Origin of the sequence: Methanolobus sp. ZRKC3 (assembly GCF_045291275.1) — an archaeon.
In the GTDB taxonomy this organism is placed as follows: Archaea; Halobacteriota; Methanosarcinia; order Methanosarcinales; family Methanosarcinaceae; genus Methanolobus.
The window spans coordinates 2,357,537-2,375,213 of the sequence record NZ_CP146982.1 but is presented as its reverse complement, the minus strand read 5'-3'; the positions used below and the strand labels follow the sequence as shown (position 1 = coordinate 2,375,213).

General features: G+C 45.2%; 11 protein-coding genes, 2 tRNA genes and 4 rRNA genes. 6 read left to right on the top strand and 11 right to left on the bottom strand.

Annotated features, from left to right (window positions below):
* Positions 1-5: 5 nt before the first annotated feature.
* The 3 genes from V7O66_RS12060 to tgtA all read right to left on the bottom strand — a co-directional run bounded on the left by V7O66_RS12060 (position 6) and on the right by tgtA (position 3,671).
* On the bottom strand, positions 6-1,163 hold the full coding sequence (locus V7O66_RS12060) for an NAD(P)/FAD-dependent oxidoreductase (RefSeq protein WP_406660556.1): 1,158 nt from the start codon (positions 1,161-1,163) through the stop codon (positions 6-8).
* A gap of 16 nt (positions 1,164-1,179) precedes the next feature.
* Positions 1,180-2,124 carry a UbiA prenyltransferase family protein gene (locus V7O66_RS12055; protein ID WP_406660555.1) on the bottom strand — a complete coding sequence of 315 codons (945 nt, stop codon included), beginning with the start codon at positions 2,122-2,124 and terminating at the stop codon, positions 1,180-1,182.
* Between the two features lie 77 nt (positions 2,125-2,201).
* The gene (gene tgtA / locus V7O66_RS12050) at positions 2,202-3,671 is read right to left on the bottom strand and encodes a tRNA guanosine(15) transglycosylase TgtA (protein WP_406660554.1); all 1,470 of its coding nucleotides are present in this window, start codon (positions 3,669-3,671) and stop codon (positions 2,202-2,204) included.
* Positions 3,672-3,843: 172 nt separating this feature from the next.
* On the opposite strand from tgtA, the gene V7O66_RS12045 reads away from it, so the two are divergent.
* From V7O66_RS12045 to V7O66_RS12035, 3 genes are read left to right on the top strand one after another with little or no spacing between them, the layout of a single operon-like run.
* The gene (locus tag V7O66_RS12045) at positions 3,844-4,866 is read left to right on the top strand and encodes a DUF21 domain-containing protein (RefSeq protein WP_406660553.1); all 1,023 of its coding nucleotides are present in this window, start codon (positions 3,844-3,846) and stop codon (positions 4,864-4,866) included.
* A gap of 42 nt (positions 4,867-4,908) precedes the next feature.
* Complete coding sequence (locus tag V7O66_RS12040; protein WP_406660551.1) at positions 4,909-6,363, top strand: TrkH family potassium uptake protein; 1,455 nt, start codon at positions 4,909-4,911, stop codon at positions 6,361-6,363.
* Positions 6,360-7,019, top strand: a complete 660-nt coding sequence (locus V7O66_RS12035; RefSeq protein WP_406660550.1) for a potassium channel family protein — start codon at positions 6,360-6,362, stop codon at positions 7,017-7,019. The genes V7O66_RS12040 and V7O66_RS12035 overlap by 4 nt, the downstream gene beginning before the upstream one ends.
* Before the next feature lie 142 nt (positions 7,020-7,161).
* Here V7O66_RS12035 and rrf (V7O66_RS12030) read toward each other — a convergent pair.
* The 6 genes from rrf (V7O66_RS12030) to V7O66_RS12005 form a co-directional block, all read right to left on the bottom strand.
* A 5S ribosomal RNA gene (gene rrf, locus V7O66_RS12030) occupies positions 7,162-7,283 on the bottom strand.
* A gap of 29 nt (positions 7,284-7,312) precedes the next feature.
* Positions 7,313-7,384, bottom strand: a tRNA-Cys gene (locus V7O66_RS12025).
* A gap of 159 nt (positions 7,385-7,543) precedes the next feature.
* Positions 7,544-7,665, bottom strand: a 5S ribosomal RNA gene (gene rrf / locus V7O66_RS12020).
* A gap of 75 nt (positions 7,666-7,740) precedes the next feature.
* Positions 7,741-10,669, bottom strand: a 23S ribosomal RNA gene (locus V7O66_RS12015).
* A gap of 123 nt (positions 10,670-10,792) precedes the next feature.
* Positions 10,793-10,865, bottom strand: a tRNA-Ala gene (locus V7O66_RS12010).
* Between the two features lie 87 nt (positions 10,866-10,952).
* Positions 10,953-12,426: ribosomal RNA gene (locus V7O66_RS12005) — 16S ribosomal RNA — on the bottom strand.
* The 16S, 23S and 5S rRNA genes sit together here with 2 tRNA genes alongside, the layout of an rRNA operon.
* Before the next feature lie 693 nt (positions 12,427-13,119).
* Here V7O66_RS12005 and V7O66_RS12000 point away from each other — a divergent pair.
* From V7O66_RS12000 to V7O66_RS11990, 3 genes are all read left to right on the top strand, one after another.
* Complete coding sequence (locus V7O66_RS12000; protein ID WP_406660549.1) at positions 13,120-13,932, top strand: serine protein kinase RIO; 813 nt, start codon at positions 13,120-13,122, stop codon at positions 13,930-13,932.
* Between the two features lie 15 nt (positions 13,933-13,947).
* A complete protein-coding gene (locus V7O66_RS11995) occupies positions 13,948-14,484 on the top strand; it encodes a KH domain-containing protein (RefSeq protein WP_406660548.1) in 537 nt (178 codons plus the stop codon).
* Positions 14,485-14,548: 64 nt separating this feature from the next.
* On the top strand, positions 14,549-15,241 hold the full coding sequence (locus tag V7O66_RS11990) for a DUF1614 domain-containing protein (RefSeq protein WP_406660547.1): 693 nt from the start codon (positions 14,549-14,551) through the stop codon (positions 15,239-15,241).
* Here the strand turns inward: V7O66_RS11990 and V7O66_RS11985 are convergent.
* Positions 15,227-16,132: an RAD55 family ATPase gene (locus V7O66_RS11985; RefSeq protein WP_406660546.1), complete on the bottom strand. Its 906-nt coding sequence runs from the start codon at positions 16,130-16,132 to the stop codon at positions 15,227-15,229. The two genes, V7O66_RS11990 and V7O66_RS11985, sit on opposite strands and share 15 nt — an antisense overlap.
* An 83-nt stretch (positions 16,133-16,215) precedes the next feature.
* Positions 16,216-17,574 (bottom strand): dihydroorotase, encoded by a 1,359-nt coding sequence (locus V7O66_RS11980; RefSeq protein ID WP_406660545.1) that lies wholly within the window; start codon positions 17,572-17,574, stop codon positions 16,216-16,218.
* Positions 17,575-17,677: the final 103 nt, after the last annotated feature.

The following is a 17,677-nucleotide window of genomic DNA, read 5'->3' as shown; positions in this document are numbered from 1 at the left end:
GTCCCCTATTTATTCCTGAGTATTGCCCTGTATGAAAGAATTGACGAAGGATTATTCTTTATGATCATCTTTGATATCTGGACAGCCTGATTGAAAGGAGTACCACCAAGGACGTTCAGGTCCTCACCTTCAAAGACCTTCATCAATCCATCGATCTCCTTATCGGTCATCTTTCTCAGGGATTCCAGTGCAAACCTTCCCAGGTAATACTCTGTCCTGTAAGCATCATTCCAGAGTTTCCTGTACTCAGATAGTGCCTTTTTGGAAACATTTCCTTTTGCAATTGCATCTGCAGCAACATCACCGCACATCTGACCGGCATGCATCCCATAGCCAATACCAGACTGACCTGCTGAGCCACCTGTAAGCATGACACCGTCGGCAATAATCTCGTTGGGAATAGCAACGATGGGGTCGCCGCCCACAGACTTGCTTATGAACTTCAGATCATCAATGCCTTTGAGCTTTTTGAACTTCTCCACCCATGCATCAAAGAAACCAGAAACATCCCTTCCATGCCTGCGCACATACATTCCAAGAGTGGCACGATCACCCCCGCATGGAGAATATGTGGATTTCCAGCCAGGAGCATGGTTGCCTACATAGTACTCGAACATATCAGGCTCACCAATACCATCTGCCTCTACCTCTGCCTCAAGTGCCCATGCAATATCCTGAGGATACTTCAATGGCTTCATCCCCATTAACCCGGCGATCTTTGAATTGATGCCATCGGATACTATCACGAGTTTGCACTTCATTTTACCTTCTGTGGTGCTCACCACAAAAGTCTCACCATTTCTCAGTACATTTAGTGCCTCGACACCCATGTGAAGCTCAACACCTGTGTCAATGACCTGTTGCGCATAGAATTCATCGAACTTTTTACGATCAAGGAAATAAGCTTCGCCTTCGAATGCAACATTCCTGCCCGAGGGAGCTATGATATGTGCACCTTTGAGAGTCTTGATGACATAACTCTGGTCGACTGTTTCTCCGGCTCTGTCAAACATACCCTTAAAAAAAGTGTTTGCAGGATGAGTAGGAGTGCCTACAGCTTCCTTTTTGTCAATGACGATCACACTGCAACCTTTACGGGAAGCATTCCGGGCTGCCATCATACCGGCAGGGGAAGCTCCTATGATTATGATATCCGCATCCATGATATAGCCTCCAGGATCACCATAGTAATCCTGCATATGATCCAAGGAAAATAGATAGTATTACATCCAGTATCAGGGAGCCAAACATTATACCCCTGTACCTTGAACCCTGAAGGAAAAGCATTCCACCTCTTTCAGGAGTGGGGTTCTTTATGAAATCAAACGATTGCACCAGCATCCAGCCGCCTGCAAGAAGAGCACCGGCAAAGTAGATAGGGCCTATCTTTGCAGTCCAGCCAATGGCAAGTGAGGCAATTACTCCAACAAACCACATAAGAGTCACAAACTTTGCTGTATTGGGAACCCCAAATGTCACAGGGAAAGTTGGTGCACCCCTGGCACGATCGCCTTCCACATCACGGGCAACACCTGAAAGTGTAAAACCCCAGTCAGTAAAGCACATCATCAGTCCCAGGAATATTGCAGGAAGAGGCAGGATCGAACCATAATCCGGGGTTTTGAGAATGCCAGCAGGATCGAATGCCAGCCAGATACCGATAGGTACAAGACCATAGGCAATACCTACCGGCACAAAACTCAGGAAAGTGAGTCTCTTTGCCACAGCCGAATAGATGCTAATGGTCGCAACAGCGATGACGAGTATTACAAAAGACTCAGGATTCAAATAATAAGCTGCTACACCTGCCACTATGAAGAGGAACAAAGAGTATTTCAGGGCATGGTCCCTTGAGACTTTTTCTGCCACAAGGGGTCGGTTTGGAAGGTTGATCTGATCAATATCGACATCACAGCAGTCATTATAGACATAGGAACTGGTGATAGCAGCATAGCCTCCTATAACTGCTATTATCAAAAGCATCAGTTCAGGCAATGCACCTGTTGCCAGGTAGCTTGCCAGCAAGGCACTGGCAGCTGGGAGGGCAAAGTCCATGTCCGCGATCTCAGGCCTGAGTAATTCGATATAGGGATTTCTTGTCTTTGAGTCAGAAGTAGATACCAAGTTTATCACCTGTAAGTTCTAGCTCATAATTCCTTGTATTATATATTAGTATTAGGGTAGTAACAAATTCTGGCAAGTTAGTAATTGTGTGCCAGAATTACCTCTACATTTGCAAGCGCTTCAAGTTCTTCAAGAAGAGGATGCTCAAATCTTCCCTGTAGCATGAAGGTAAACTGTGCATCAGGATTCAGTTTTGCAAGTTTGATGGTATTAAGATATGAAACTTCAAGGGACTCAGTGTCCGGTGTTTTAACCACTTCTGCATTTAAGGGATAAACCTCTGCCAATTCCTGAGGATATGATCCAAATGGAGGTTTGAATATCAATACGTTGTCATATTCATTATCATGTTTTGTCGGATTTGCACGGATCAGTGCAGAACCCTGTATTGTAAAGTTTTCCACCTGTCTGGCAAAGCGTAATACTTCCGGACGCCTGGCAGATTCAGGTCCGCAATAGAAGAATGTTGATTTTGACGCAGGATCGCACTCCTCCAGCCATTCGGAATAAGTGTACAACTTCTTAAGTGCATCAAGCATACGAGGATGTGAACGACAACGCTGCTCCACAAGTTCCAACAGATTGCCTTCCAATATAGCCTGTTTGACTTCACGCACCTCTTCAAAGGTGACATAAAGATTATGTTTTGCCAGTAATTCAGTACAATTATGAGCTTTTTTGAGTTCTTCTGCTGTATGGGACAGGCAGATAGGACAGGAACATGGCAGGTATTTCAGATTATCAACATGATAGGTTCCCCGAGATGTGATGTAGCGTCTGTCCTTAGCATACAGAGCATAGGCAGCTGAGTCAAAAAGATCACAGCCCAGAGCTACGGCAAGTGCGAACATCATTGGATGGCCTGCACCAAATAAATGAACAGGTGCCGCAGGATTAAGTCCTTTCTTGGCAGATGCTATGACATCTACAAGATCGGAGTAGCGATATGATTCCATTAACGGAACAACAGCACCGAATGGATAAACGTCGAACTCCATCTCAGACAGGGTTCTTGCACATTCCTCCCTCAGGTCTTTAAATGTGGATCCCTGCACCGGACCAGCAAGTAACATACCGTCTTTAACAAGTTCTCTTGCCACTTTGAGACGCTGGATGGTTATTTCAAGCTCTTCCTCTGCCCGCTCGCGAGTAACATCGGGAGGGGTGGGGATATCCAGAGGTACGCCAACATCTGTTCCTATCTTTTGTTGGAAATCTATGATTTCCTCGTTAGTAACTTCGACATCGCCATAAACAGATAATTGGAATGAACCGGAATCGGTCATGATAGGTCCATCAAAGTCAAGAAGAGCATGCAGACCATCTTTTAATGCTTTTTCCCGCAATTCTTCCTTACGATAGATGATATATGAATTAGTGATGAGCATCTGTGCCCCAAAATCCCTCATCTCAGATGGTTTTATAGTCTGGATGTTCGGATTGATAACAGGCATGACAGTAGGCGTTTCAACCACTCCGTGTGGGGTTGTCAGCTTACCTATACGACCTGCTGCATCCTTATGAATGATATCAAATTGTGATGACATATTGGGGTAGATAAGAGTAAAGGTATATTTAAACTTCCACTGCCATATAGATAAATAAGTGGAATGGACAGGATTAAGAAATGTTTATTATGTTGAAGTTATGTTCAGTATTTTGAAAAAGGTAATATGCTATGTTTCAATTGGATAATTTATTTGTTAAGGATAGGGACTCATGGCTGTAGTCACATGGGTATTCATTGTAATGTGTCTTGCACAGTCCGCGATTTTCTCTGGTTTGACCATCGGGCTTTTTGGCCTGACACCCCTTCGGCTTGAGATAGAAGCTGAGGTAAAGAATCCCCATGCATTGAAAGTTCTCAAAATGCGTAAGGATTCCAATTATCTGCTTGCAACTCTCCTCTGGGGAAACGTAGGAATAAACGTATTATTGACACTTCTTACAGACACAGTTATGGCAGGAGCTACAGCTTTTGTGTTTTCGACCATTGCAATTACCTGCTTTGGAGAGATTATGCCACAGGCATATTTTTCACGCAATGCTCTGAAAATGGGTGCATACCTTACCCCGCTTGTTACATTCTATCAGATAATTCTCTTTCCTGTTGCCAAGCCTTCTGCTATCCTTCTGGATTGGTGGCTGGGGAAGGAGAAGGTGCAGTTCTATAAGGAAAGGGCTTTTCGTATAATGATAGAAAAACATATGGATTCATCCATATCAGATATTGACCACCTTGAAGCCATGGGTGCCTTGAATTTCCTGGCAATCGATGACCTGAACATTAAAAAAGAAGGATCGGTTCTGGATACACGTAGCATCATACAGATTCCGTTCAGAGGATTGTGGCCTGTTTTTCCAGATATCTCGAGTGAATACAAGGACCCATTCCTGAAGAAGATGGCATCTTCTGGCAAAAAGTGGATCATCCTGATAGATGAAAATGATAATCCCAGAATGGCTGTTGATTCTGATGGATTTTTGAGAGGAGCATTACAGGTTGACAGGGAATTCAAGCCACACAAGTACTGCCACCGTCCGTTGATAGTATCAGACCCTAAAGAAAAAATAGGCACTGCCATGAATCATTTGAAAGTATATCCCATTGATGCAGAGGATGATGTAATTGATGAAGATATCATACTATACTGGAACAGGGATGACCCTGAAAGGAGGATAATCACTGGTTCTGACATATTAGGACGCCTGCTTCGGGGAATAGTTGTAAGGGTAGAATAACCTTCATAACTATTTATAATCTTAAAGTCAACATTATAATGTATGTACGAACTGCTTTCCCCTGTTGATCCAAAAGCCATTGTAAAATACATGGGATATTTTCTCATTGCATTTGCATTCGTACTTGCAGTACCAATGATTGCTGCAATTATACTAGGTGACGGAGAAGCAGCTTTCTTTTATGGAATTACTTCAGCTGCAGTCTTAGGCATTGGGTACATAATCCACAATATAATGCCTGACTATGACCTGGATAACAAGGAAGCACTCATCATTGCAGCCATAGCATTTCCCGTATCAGCATTCATAAGTGCCATCCCTATGTCCATGTCAACAGGGATGACATTCATAGATGCATTCTTTGAAAGTGTTTCTGCTGTGACTACCACAGGACTCAGTGTAGCACCTTTGGATGTTGGACCAGTCTTTTTTTTTGCACGCTCATGGTCCCAATGGGTTGGTGGCATAGGTATAATCCTTGTTGTACTCTCCATACTCATCAGGCCGGGAACCTCTGCTTTTCGCATATATAAGGTGAATTACGGAGATATGAAATTCAAACCAACGGTCATCGCCACTACACGCACACTTGGCAAAGTCTATGTGATCATCACCCTGATATCCCTGACCTTGCTGATGCTGAGCGGCATGTCTTTCTTTGATGCCATATGCCATGCATTCAGTTGTGTTTCCACCGGGGGATTTTCCACAAGGCCGGAGAGTATTGGAGCTTTTGAAGGTAGCTGGATACCATTCAGCATTAGTCTGTCCTGCCTTCTTGGAGCCGTGAGTTTCATCCTTTACCCAACCCTGCTTAAAAAACCAAAAAAGTTCTTCCAGGACCTGGAACTTCGATATTTCCTGTTATTTGTTGCCCTGGGAACATTACTCTTTACCCTGGCACTGTCCCACAACGACCCGGTTATGAATATCCCGAAGGATAACCTTTTCCACATAATATCGGCCATTACCACCGCAGGCTTTTCCACTTTCGACCTTTCCCTGCTATCCGATGCTTCAAAGGCTGTGCTTATCTTTATGATGTGGATGGGAGGGAACATAGGTTCTACTGCCGGAGGTATCAAGATATTCAGAGTGATATTGCTTTTCAAGCTAGCTCATAATGTGGTGTTGCGCTTAATGATTCCCAAGGAAGCCATAACACCCATCAAAATGGAGAAACACATTGTTGAAAGTGACGAGATATATAATCTGTCAACATATATGCTATTGTATGTAGTAATACTGATAGCCTCGTCGTTCATCTTCATGCTCCATGGTGTGAGCGCAGGGGATGCAATGTTTGAGGTATCTAGTGCCCTTAGCACAGTAGGGCTTTCAGCAGGAATGACAGGAGTGGGAATGCCCACTATTCTGAAGATGGTGCTGTGTATAGATATGCTATTCGGAAGGATCGAGATCATACCATTGATGGTACTTTTCATGCCAAGTACGTGGATCAGGATAAAGAGGAGAAGAAGGGGAACTAAACTATGAGAATTGTTATAGTGGGTGCAGATTCACTGGGCATACACCTTACAAGAAGTATGATAAATCAGGGCAAAGAGGTAATACTGATCGAAAAGGATGAGGCTATCGCCAAGGAACTCGCAGAAAACCTGGACTGTACAGTGATCAACGCCGAGGGTACAAGACCGGACATACTTGAAAAAGCGGAGATCAGCAAGGCTGATGCATTGGTTGCCTGTAGTACCAATGACCAGAACAACATACTCATCGGCCTGATAGCCAGGGATGCTAAGGTTGAGAAGGTAATACTGAAAATAGATGACGATCAGTTCCTGGACATTGCTAACAAGCTTGGATTCAACTATATCATCAACCCTTCACGCATATCCTCCATATACATATCCGACGTTCTGCGTGGGATAAACACCATCCAGCTAAGTAACCTGGTACGCAGTGATGTCAGATTCATGGGAGTTGTGGTAGATGAGACACTTGAGGACTGGAAGCTGTCCGAGATACAACTTCCCGACAATAGTTCATTCATTGGAATCTACCGCAAGAGCGAGTTCATCCTTGCAGATAAGGACCCTAAGATGCATGAAAAAGATGAAGTCATACTCGTCACCAGGGCAGATATGATTAAAGACGTGAATGTGGCCCTTGGAAGAAATGTTGAGAAATAGAGAACTTTACAGAATATCTAATTCACGTTCTTTTTTATCTGTGCTTTATGACTAAAATATTGTTGTTAATATATGGGTTTGAAGTAAAAGAAGTAAAACTCAAGCATGCAAAATATCAGAAAAAAGTTAAGAATAGTAAGTGAGATGGCAGCGATCCAGAGTTCCCGAAGACTCTCATACTTCAGTACAGTAAGGAACGCTGGCGGACTTATCTTCTGTGTTCGGGATGGGTACAGGAATTGCCCCGCCGCTATGGCCGCCAAACTCACTCACAGTGAATTCAATGAAGGTAAAGCCAAGATCCGGATTCGAACCGGAATGGTATCGCTCTGCAGGCGATTGCGTAGCCGCTCCGCCATCTTGGCATAAGATAAGCATCCCTCTGAAGTGAGCATTGTATTTATACTTTACTAAAACAAAGCAGAAGCAGCTTTTCAGTGGTAGAGATGATGAATATCGAGAACAAATAAAAGTAGAACTCAGGCATGTAAATATCAGAAAAAAATAGTTAAGAATAGCAAGTGAGATGGCAGCGATCCAGAGTTCCCGAAGACTCTCATACTTCAGTACAGTAAGGAACGCTGGCGGACTTATCTTCTGTGTTCGGGATGGGTACAGGAATTGCCCCGCCGCTATGGCCGCCAAACTCACTCACGATGAATTTGATGAAAAGGACGTGTATAATAATCATGCATATATCAGATTTCGCCTGGACAAAGCAAGGTAGAGAGGCACGGATGGTTAGTAGCCGTGGACTGAACACCTCGTTGCCTTGGTGCGTACATCCCGACTCTATCAAACCGGTCTTCTACCGGAATCCTTAACGTAGTCTCTTTTTAGGTCAGATTTCGAGCTTAGATGCATTCAGCTCTTATTCCTTAGCGCGTAGCTACTCGGCAATGCCTTGTCAGACAACCGATCGACCAGTGGCGCCGCTACTCTGTTCCTCTCGTACTAAAAGTAGCTTACCCTCAGACCACATACACCTCTAGTAGATAGTAACCGACCTGTCTCACGACGGTCTAAACCCAGCTCACGATCTCCTTTAATAGGCGAACAACCTCACCCTTGGCTGCTGCTGCACAGCCAGGATGGAAAGAACCGACATCGAGGTAGCAAGCTGCCGGGTCGATATGTGCTCTTGCCGGCAACGACTCAATTATCCCCGGGGTAACTTTTCTGTCATTTTTGACTCGCACCAAGCGAGTACAAAAGTTCGCTAGAACCGACTTTCGTCTCGTCATCCACTACTGTGCTGAATAACGTCAGGCTGACTTATGCTCTTGCACTCTTCAGTGGGTTTCCGACCCACTTGAGTCAACCATTGCGCGCCCTTGATATCTTTTCAAGGGCGTCCCGCCCCAGGCAAACTGCCCACCTATCGGGGTCCTCTTCACAGAGTTAGGGTCGTAATTTTGGAAGGGTAGTGTCCCAATGACGACTCCAGTGATGCTGGCGCACCACCTTCGATGTCTCCTACCTACACTGTACATCCAAAATCACAACCCAGCGACAGGCTGCAGTAAAGCTCCACGGGGTCTTCACTTCCCCCTAGAGGTCTCTAGACTCTGCACTAGAATGTAAGCTTCACCGGACTCTGGTTAGGGACAGTAGAGCTCTCATTGATCCATTCATGCAAGTCGCCAATTAAGCGACAAGGTACTACGCTACCTTAAGAGGGTCATAGTTACCCCCGCTGTTTACAGGCCCTTCGTTCCGTTGAAACAGAGTTTCAGGTACCTGCACTGAGCAGGATTCAGAGATCGTACTAGTCCTTACGGATTTGCGATCTCCTATGTTGATATTAGACAGTTAGAGCTCTCTTGTCACTGCGACCTGCTGTCTTCACAGCAGGCACTCCTTCTCCCGAAGTTACGGAGCTAATTTGCCGAATTCCCTTAACCAAATTTTTCCGACACGCCTTAGCCTTTTCAGCTAGGGGCACCTGTGTCAGTTCTCGGTACGGACTCATAACTTCCTTTTCACGGGTTCCCGGGTGAAGCTGACTTTCGCCATAACACATTCCCCCGCTTCTCGCCATTACGGCTCTCCACGGGATTCGGTGCTTAGACGGCGCGACGGCGCCGCTCAGCCTGCCCAAAAACGTCAGTTTTATTGTCATGAGGTACAGGAATATTAACCTGTTTCCCTTTCGGCGTACTCGAATTACGGTACGTCTTAGGACCGACTAACCCTCGGCTGACGATCATTGCCGAGGAAACCTAGCCCCTTCGGCGGATGGGATTCTCACCCATCTATGCTGTTACTATTACCAGGATTTTCGTTTCCGCACGGTCCACAGGACTTCACAGCCCTGCTTCTGCCCGAACGCAACGCCTTCCTACGAGATTACCTTGCGGTACTCCGTGGTATCGGTGGTCGACTTGAGCCCCGTCCATTTTCGGGGCCCCAAACCTCGACTGGTGGGCTGTTACGCACTCTTTAAAGGATAGCTGCTTCTAAGCTAACCTTCCAGCTGTCTAGGGCTTAGGACGCCCTTTAGTATTAACACTTAGTCGACACTGAGGGACCTTAACCACGGGCTGGGTTGTCTCCCTTACGGACTACAAGCTTACCCCAGTAGTCCGGACTCCAACTTTCTTCGACGACGGTGAGTTTGGAGTTTGACAAGCAGCTGAGGGATTTCTCCCCCGGGACCACCAATCAGTGCTCTACTTCACCGACAATCTCCAGTCAGGTCATGCTACGACATGTTTCGGAAGGAACCAGCTGATGCCGGGTTAGATTAGCCTTTCACTCCGAGACGCAGGTCACACGAATGATTTGCAGATCAATACCGCTTGCGGTCCTCCACGTAGCTTTCGCCACGCTTCAACCTGCCCACGCCTAGATCACCCGGCTTCGGGTCGTATCCTAGTGACTCCACGCACTTGTATACGTCGCGCCTCACCTTGCGGTTGCGCGCATGTTGCTTTCGCTTCGGCTTCCTAAGTAAAAAGTTAGCCATCGCCACTTGAATACACTCCCTGGCCCGTTCTTCAAAACGTAAAATATGACACTGGCAGTGATATTCGTACTGCAGCCTCGCGACTGTTTCCTTCATATCAAAGATCCTTTTATGCCATATTGCTCCATCACCTTCAGGTTTCAGGCACTTTTAACCTCCCTTCTTGGGGTACTTTTCAGTTTTCGGTCACCCTACTAGTTCGCTATCGGTCTCAAGAAGTATTTAGTTTTGGAAGTTGGTGCCTCCCAAATTCACGCGAGAATTCCAACTCACGCTACTCAGGTTACATCCCAGATCCTTCAATTCTTGTCTACGTGACTATCACACTCTATGGTCTAACGTTCCAGAAAAGTTTAACTTGAATTGAGTGGGACCTTTAGGAAAAACCTATAACACCACATCTCCCGCGCATTACTGGCGGGATTCAGTTTGAACTGTGCCGTGTTCATTCGCCATTACTAACGGCATCTCTTCGATTTCTTTTCCTGCCCCTACTAAGATGCTTCAATTCGGGGCGTTCCCGATCATTACTGATCAATGCGCAAAACGCATTAGGAAGACCCATTAGGAGATCCCAGGTTCATAGGTTCCATGCACCTACCCTGGGCTTATCGCAGCTTGGCACGTCCCTCTTCAGCCCTTGAGCCGAGCCATCCACCTGAAGGCATAATTACCAGAGTCCACCTCACTTTGTCCAGTGAGCGTCTGATATATGCATGCTTATACACGATCTCATTGCAACCGACGTGGGTACGCCGATCACTTCATCCTTCCCGGGCAAAGTTACTTGCCTGGTGCACTAGTATGGACTTGCTGGGATTCGAACCCAGGGCCTTCGCCTTGCAAAGGCGACGATCTCCCAACTGATCTACAAGCCCCTTAGGACTATTGTTGTCCCAATTTTGGATTTGGCAGTTTTTCGATTTCTGACCGGTAATGGTGACTGACTTTGTGTCAGTCTGCTTAGGAGGTGATCCAGCCGCAGATTCCCCTACGGCTACCTTGTTACGACTTAACCCCCCTTGCGAAATTTAGGTTCGAACACGGCACAAAATCCGTGCCCTCACCCATACCTCACTCGGGTGGTTTGACGGGCGGTGTGTGCAAGGAGCAGGGACGTATTCACCGCGCTATATTGAAACGCGATTACTACGGATTCCAGCTTCATGAGGGCGAGTTGCAGCCCTCAATTCGAACTAAGGGCGGGTTTATGAGATTACCAACCCCTTTCAGGGTAGGAACCCATTGTCCCGACCATTGTAGCCCGCGTGTAGCCCTGGAGATTCGGGGCATACTGACCTACCGTAGCCCGCACCTTCCTCTGGTTTAGCACCAGCGGTCCCCACAGAGTACCCATCATCCCGAAGGACATGCTGGCAACAGTGGGCACGGGTCTCGCTCGTTGCCTGACTTAACAGGATGCTTCACAGTACGAACTGACGACGGCCATGCACCTCCTCTCAGCGATTCAGGTAAGACCTTTAGCCTGACCTACATATTGCTGTCGCCCCAGGTGAGTTTTCCGGCGTTGAGTCCAATTAAACCGCAGGCTCCACCCGTTGTAGTGCTCCCCCGCCAATTCCTTTAAGTTTCAGCCTTGCGGCCGTACTTCCCAGGTGGCTCGCTTCACGGCTTCCCTGCGGCACCTGAAACGGTCGCACCGTCCCAGACACCTAGCGAGCATCGTTTACGGCTGGGACTACCCGGGTATCTAATCCGGTTCGTGCCCCCAGCTTTCGTCCCTCACCGTCGGACCCGTTCTGGTAAGACGCCTTCGCCACTGGTGGTCCCACAGGGATTACAAGATTTCACTCCTACCCCTGTAGTACCTCTTACCTCTCCCGGTCCCAAGTCTGACAGTATCCCCCAGAAGCCTAACAGTTGAGCTGTCAGATTTCCCGGAAGACTGATCAAACCGGCTACGGACCCTTTAGACCCAATAATAGTGGTCACCACTCGGGCCGCCGGTGTTACCGCGGCGGCTGGCACCGGTCTTGCCCGGCCCTTGCTAACACATGCCGTTTAAACATGTGGACAGCCAACATAAATGCTGGCACTCGGTGTCCCCTTATCGCGGTTTCCCGCATTGTAAAGTTTTCGCGCCTGCTGCGCCCCGTAGGGCCTGGATTCATGTCTCAGAATCCATCTCCGGGCTCTTGCTCTCACAACCCGTACCCGTCGTAGGCTAGTAGGTACATTACACCCACTACTACCTGATAGGCCGCAGATCCATCCTAAGGCGTCGGAACTTTTAACCAAAAAGCATTCCAGCATATCTGGTTTATTCGGTATTATCTCCAGTTTCCCGGAGTTATGCCGAACCTTAGGGCAGGTTATCCACGTGTTACTGAGCAGTTCGCCATGTTCACGAAGAACATTTGACTCGCATGGCTTAATCGCACACCGATAGCAGTGACCTCTGGCAGGATCAACCAGAATTGTTGATCACACACAAATTTAAGTCTACTTCACTTGGAAGTCTTTAAAGAATCGATCGGAAAAACTCTAAAGAGTTTATTCACTTTGCACATATAGTTTGGCTAATTCTCTATTGATAGTATATTATACACTACCGGTCAGAATTAACCGAACTGCCAAATCCAACGTCAGACAGGAAATAACTCCTGCCTCCACTTATGATTAGAAGACAATAATAAGTCTCTCGCGCTGTGCGAGGACTCCTACAAGGAACCGATGATATATAAACATTCCGAACCAGCGAGATTCGAAGTGTTTCATCAAAGACCTTGGATGAACGTGATTCATGACAAGAAAAAGCTCCTGTCAACGCGCTGTTTACGCGGAACCCTACTAATACAGCCATTGCATATAAGGCTTCCGAATCAGGAGAGATTAGAAGCGAATATGTGCCGTTAGTAGAGAGCTGATATGTGACAATTGACACAGATCCACTCGGATTATAACTGTTAGTTTTAATCCCTTATGCAATTTGCGGTAATCTATCAAATCTGCAAATATGAGAACAAATGATTAATAGCACCCAGCTACACAAATAGTAACCAGTAGCAAATGTACACAAGATTTAACAACATACGAAACATAGCACGCACTACGCTAAAGTATATATTACAAAGTAAACAAGGTGTTATAAAGCACTCATAGGCCAGGATCATGAAAAAAGAAGTTGTAAAAAAGGTGCAGACTATCGACACAAAAGTCGATAAAATGCGCATGCTGCGCAAAGACAGTGACTCACTCAAAGTGAGAGAGAATGTTTTTGACGAGCCCACCCTCAAAACACTCTATACATTATCCAACAAAGGTATAATAGAAGCCATGGGCGGATCCATAAGCACTGGAAAAGAGGCAAATGTCTTTCTGGCAGAAGGAGAAAGCGCAGATGTTGCTGTGAAAATATACAGGATCAGTTCCAGTACATTCAACTCAATGGAAAAATACATCCTAGGCGACCCCCGTTTCAGAAACATAAGGCATGCTAAACGTGACATAATCTTTGCATGGACAAAAAAGGAAGAAAGAAACCTCATTCGTGCAAAGGAAGCAGGAGTCAGAGCACCAGAGCCCATTGTCACCGAGCGCAATATACTTGTCATGGAATTTCTTGGAAAGGATGAAAAACCATATCCACAACTAAAAGATGTTACCATGGATAAGGAACAGGCGCAAAAAGTGTTTGATACTATAATTAAGTACATCGAACTGCTCTACGTCAAAGCAAACCTCGTACACGGCGACCTGAGCGAATACAACACATTAATAGATCCACATACCATCGAACCTATATTGATCGACATGGGGCAATCAGTCACCCTCGAACATCCCAGAGCACAGGAATTCCTGATCAGGGACATAGAGAATATCGTGCGCTTTTTCCGTAAATACGGCATCAAAGCAGATTCCAACAATATATATTCGAATGTAAGAGAGATCAAAAGAAATGAGATTCAAAACTCACAATCATAAAATGGCAGAATCACTATGACACATATAAAAATTCCTAAAGACAGAATTGGTGCCATCATTGGACCAAAAGGAAGCGTCAAGCAGCTCATCGAAAACAAGTCAACAGCGGAACTTGATATTGATAGCGAAAATGGAGTTGTAGAAATCATCCAGGGAGATGATCCAGTAGGTGCAATGCGGGCTGAGGAAGTAGTTAAAGCAATTGCCAGAGGATTTAATCCCGAAAAAACAATCGATATGCTTGATGATGACCTCCTCATGCTTGATGTAATAGACATATCCAAATATACAAGCACCCCCAAAGAACTACTTCGCCTTAAAGGACGAATCATAGGAAAGGGCGGCAAAACACGCGAGATCAGCGAGAGGCTAATAGGTGTCAAGATATCCGTATACGGGAAAACTGTTAGTATAATAGGAACCCCGGAGCAGAATCAGGTTGCCAGAACAGCTCTCGAGATGCTGATAGAAGGTGCAACGCATGGTAGCGTATATAGTTTCCTTGAAAAGAAGAGACAGGAAATGCTGCAATCCCAGCTTGATTACTACTAGATATCGCAAATATTCAGAGATAAATATTAAATTTGAGTAAGGAAATATATGTACCGGTGGATAAATGAGAGGCTACCTGAATAAATCGGAAATAAGAACATATGCTATCTTTGCATTGATATTATTGCCAATTACGGCTCTCTGCTACAAGGGAGAATTATCCATAGGTACATTGACCCCCTTCCCCCTAATCATTATTCTTTTTTTAATGCTGTTCGGTTCATTTATAGAAATTCCGATTGCAGACATAAGAACAAGGAAGAACGAACAACTCTTCAAATTCGCACCTTTGATCGAAGACATATATTCAGTCCCACTGGTCAAAGAATTGAACATGGGAAAAGAGAGAGTGTTCAATACAACGGTAACTGTGAACATGGGAGGATTCATAATCCCCATCATTACTATTATTTACCTCTTATTCACCAATCCCTTTGTCACAGCCCTTGAAGTAATGCTAATAATTATAGCAGCCGCAACGATCCTCTCCGAAATGGTGAACGGAGTAGGGATAATAGTTCCCGAGTACATAGGAATAATAGCAATCCCCTTCGCACTCATAACTACACCCCAGGAAGCTGCCACAATAACATTTATTGCAGGCATTGGCGGAATCCTGATTGGAGTGATAGCATCTGCAATCACATTCAATAAAGAAAAAAATGGAAGTGCATACATCAATATTGGTGGTGCAGGAAGCTTTAAGGCGATCTATGCAACCGCCCTTCTTGCCAGCCTCATATCATACTTCATCTGAGGAAATACTCAATCGCTCAGCCCTTCGTTTTTCTATCTTTTCCTGCAATACCTGCGATGGCAGATTCAATGCACGGTATTTTGCAATACCACTATTAGTGAATCTGAATGGCTGAGGAGTGTGGTCTACCTTTGTAGCCCTCATTTTCTGAATAGACATAACAGGCATAGGAGTGGTATCTATATCGTTGGTCTGTATGAAATCCAGAAAGATAATACCATCCCCAAGGAAGTCAAACTCATCAAACTGCTTCAGATCGATCCCGTGAGATTTTTCAGTAACAAGCAGAGAGGTTACCATATTCTTTTTCAAAAGCCTATGAAGACCACGCCAGGAACTGGAAGTTCTGAAATCACCAGGAGCACTGACAACATTGAGTGAATCAAAAACAACCCTATCAGGTTTATGAGAATCAATTATTTCCACCATCTCTTCTGATGTCAACATGGAAATGCCGAATATCTCGAGGTATCCATCGTCAATATATTTTCCAACATCCCAGCCAAAGCGCATAAAATGTTGTACAAGTTGATGCGCACGTTCCTCGAATGAAAAGAAAATGCAGCGCTCTCCTTTCTTAACACCCTCCATGAGAAACTGCATGGAAAATGTAGTTTTTCCAGTGCCAGGAGGACCAGTAACTACAATCGCAAATCCTTTGGGATAGCCACCTTCGAGAAAATCATCTAGGCCAGGAATTCCAGTTTCTATACGCTTGATAAGTCGATCAATGTTCTGCGTGTCAAGCTTGGCTTTGAAACGGCTGTTGTCAAGGTTAAGAAGTGCTTTTTCAAGCACTATATTCTTTGCACCAAGCTCTTTTTCATACCTTTCAAGTACCTTTATAGCGTCAACGCTTAATGTAGTATGAATTGGGAATTTTGTTTTCATCACACCACCGTGTACACAAACTACGCATTATATATTTAAAAGGTTATTGATTCATGTACACAGACCTAATTTTATGAACATGTTTATTCAGAAACAAGGCCTTTCCCAGGAAGGAAGTTGCCACGGCCTCGCGGAGCAATAATTTCACCATCCCATACGACCTCACCCCGCGCCAGAGTATACTCAGGGAAGATCGCCTCCATACCCTCATAAGGCGTCCATCCTGCCTTACTATGCAGATTGTCCCCTTTAATAACCTGAACATTATTAGGGTCCATTATCACAAGATCCGCATCAAAGCCCACCTCAAAAGTACCTTTCGAATGTGAATCCAGACCAAATATCCGGGCAGGATTCTTACTAGTCACTTCTACCATCCGCCCAATTGGGATCAGATTTTTCTTGACTGCAATCATCATAAGAGGCAACAAAGTTTCAACACCCGGCACACCAGAGGGAGCGCTTTTTATATCAACATCCTTTTCAGATTCCGCATGTGGCGCATGATCAGATGCCACAGCATCAATGGTCCCATCATTCAATCCATTCACCAACATTTTCACATTGCGTCGATCTCTTAAAGGAGGGTTCATCCTCCCGAAGGAACCAAGCCGACCCCAGTCCCTTGTTGAAAGGAAGAGATGATGGGGCGCAACCTCACAGGTAAAACCAACAGAATTGGATTCCTGTGTAATATATTTCTCCTTCCTAAGTAATCCAAGAGACTCAAATGCGCTTATGTGGCAAAAATGAGTTCTGGTTTCATTCTTGCGGGCAATTGCAACCGCCTTCTCAACAGCTAATGCCTCACACAGGTTTGGCCTTGCTTTGGAGTGTGACTGAGGCGACATATCATTCTTCAAGTGAGACTCACACTCCAACCTGATACTTTCATCTTCCGCGTGAATGCAAGCCAAAGCATCCATTTCAGTGATCAGTGACATGGCTTCATCTAGCTTATCCTCACTGATATTTAGCTCACCTGTTGATTCTGCCATGAATATCTCGCCAAAAGCTGCAACACCAAGTTCCCACAATTCAGGAAGCTTTTCAATATTATCCGTAACCCCACCATTAATAGCAAAATCGATTACAGACTTACGGTTTGCAAGTCTGAGCTTTTCCCTGAAAGATTTTCGGCCGATTGTGGCAGGTATCGTGTTGGGATGTTCGATGACTGTGGTTATACCACCTGCTGCTGCAGAACATGACCCAGTATACCAGTCTTCCTTCCCAGTCATTCCAGGCTCCCTGAAATGAACATGGCCGTCAATGCCCGCAGGCAGAGTAAGAGCCCCTTTTGCATCGATTGTTGTGTCCAGCCTTTGAACATCTATTTGTTTGGCGATCTTTATTATCTTGCCATCTTCAATTAGCACCTCAGCAGGCTGCAAATAATTATTGTAAAATACTTTTGTATTCTTTATCAAAATATCAGGCATAACAGTCTATTATTTCCATTGGGATATATGCATGTTATGATGGGAAAGATAACCATGCCAGCATCCCGCAAACATAAATATATAGATTATATATGCAAATATA

Coding starts and splice junctions, on each gene's coding strand:
- tgtA (WP_406660554.1), bottom strand. CDS start 3,671: ATGTCATCACAATTTGATATCATTCATAAGGATGCAGCAGGTCGTATA.
- V7O66_RS11990 (WP_406660547.1), top strand. CDS start 14,549: ATGAGAGGCTACCTGAATAAATCGGAAATAAGAACATATGCTATCTTT.
- V7O66_RS11985 (WP_406660546.1), bottom strand. CDS start 16,132: ATGAAAACAAAATTCCCAATTCATACTACATTAAGCGTTGACGCTATA.
- V7O66_RS12060 (WP_406660556.1), bottom strand. CDS start 1,163: ATGGATGCGGATATCATAATCATAGGAGCTTCCCCTGCCGGTATGATG.
- V7O66_RS11980 (WP_406660545.1), bottom strand. CDS start 17,574: ATGCCTGATATTTTGATAAAGAATACAAAAGTATTTTACAATAATTAT.
- V7O66_RS12000 (WP_406660549.1), top strand. CDS start 13,120: ATGAAAAAAGAAGTTGTAAAAAAGGTGCAGACTATCGACACAAAAGTC.
- V7O66_RS11995 (WP_406660548.1), top strand. CDS start 13,948: ATGACACATATAAAAATTCCTAAAGACAGAATTGGTGCCATCATTGGA.
- V7O66_RS12045 (WP_406660553.1), top strand. CDS start 3,844: ATGGCTGTAGTCACATGGGTATTCATTGTAATGTGTCTTGCACAGTCC.
- V7O66_RS12040 (WP_406660551.1), top strand. CDS start 4,909: ATGTACGAACTGCTTTCCCCTGTTGATCCAAAAGCCATTGTAAAATAC.
- V7O66_RS12035 (WP_406660550.1), top strand. CDS start 6,360: ATGAGAATTGTTATAGTGGGTGCAGATTCACTGGGCATACACCTTACA.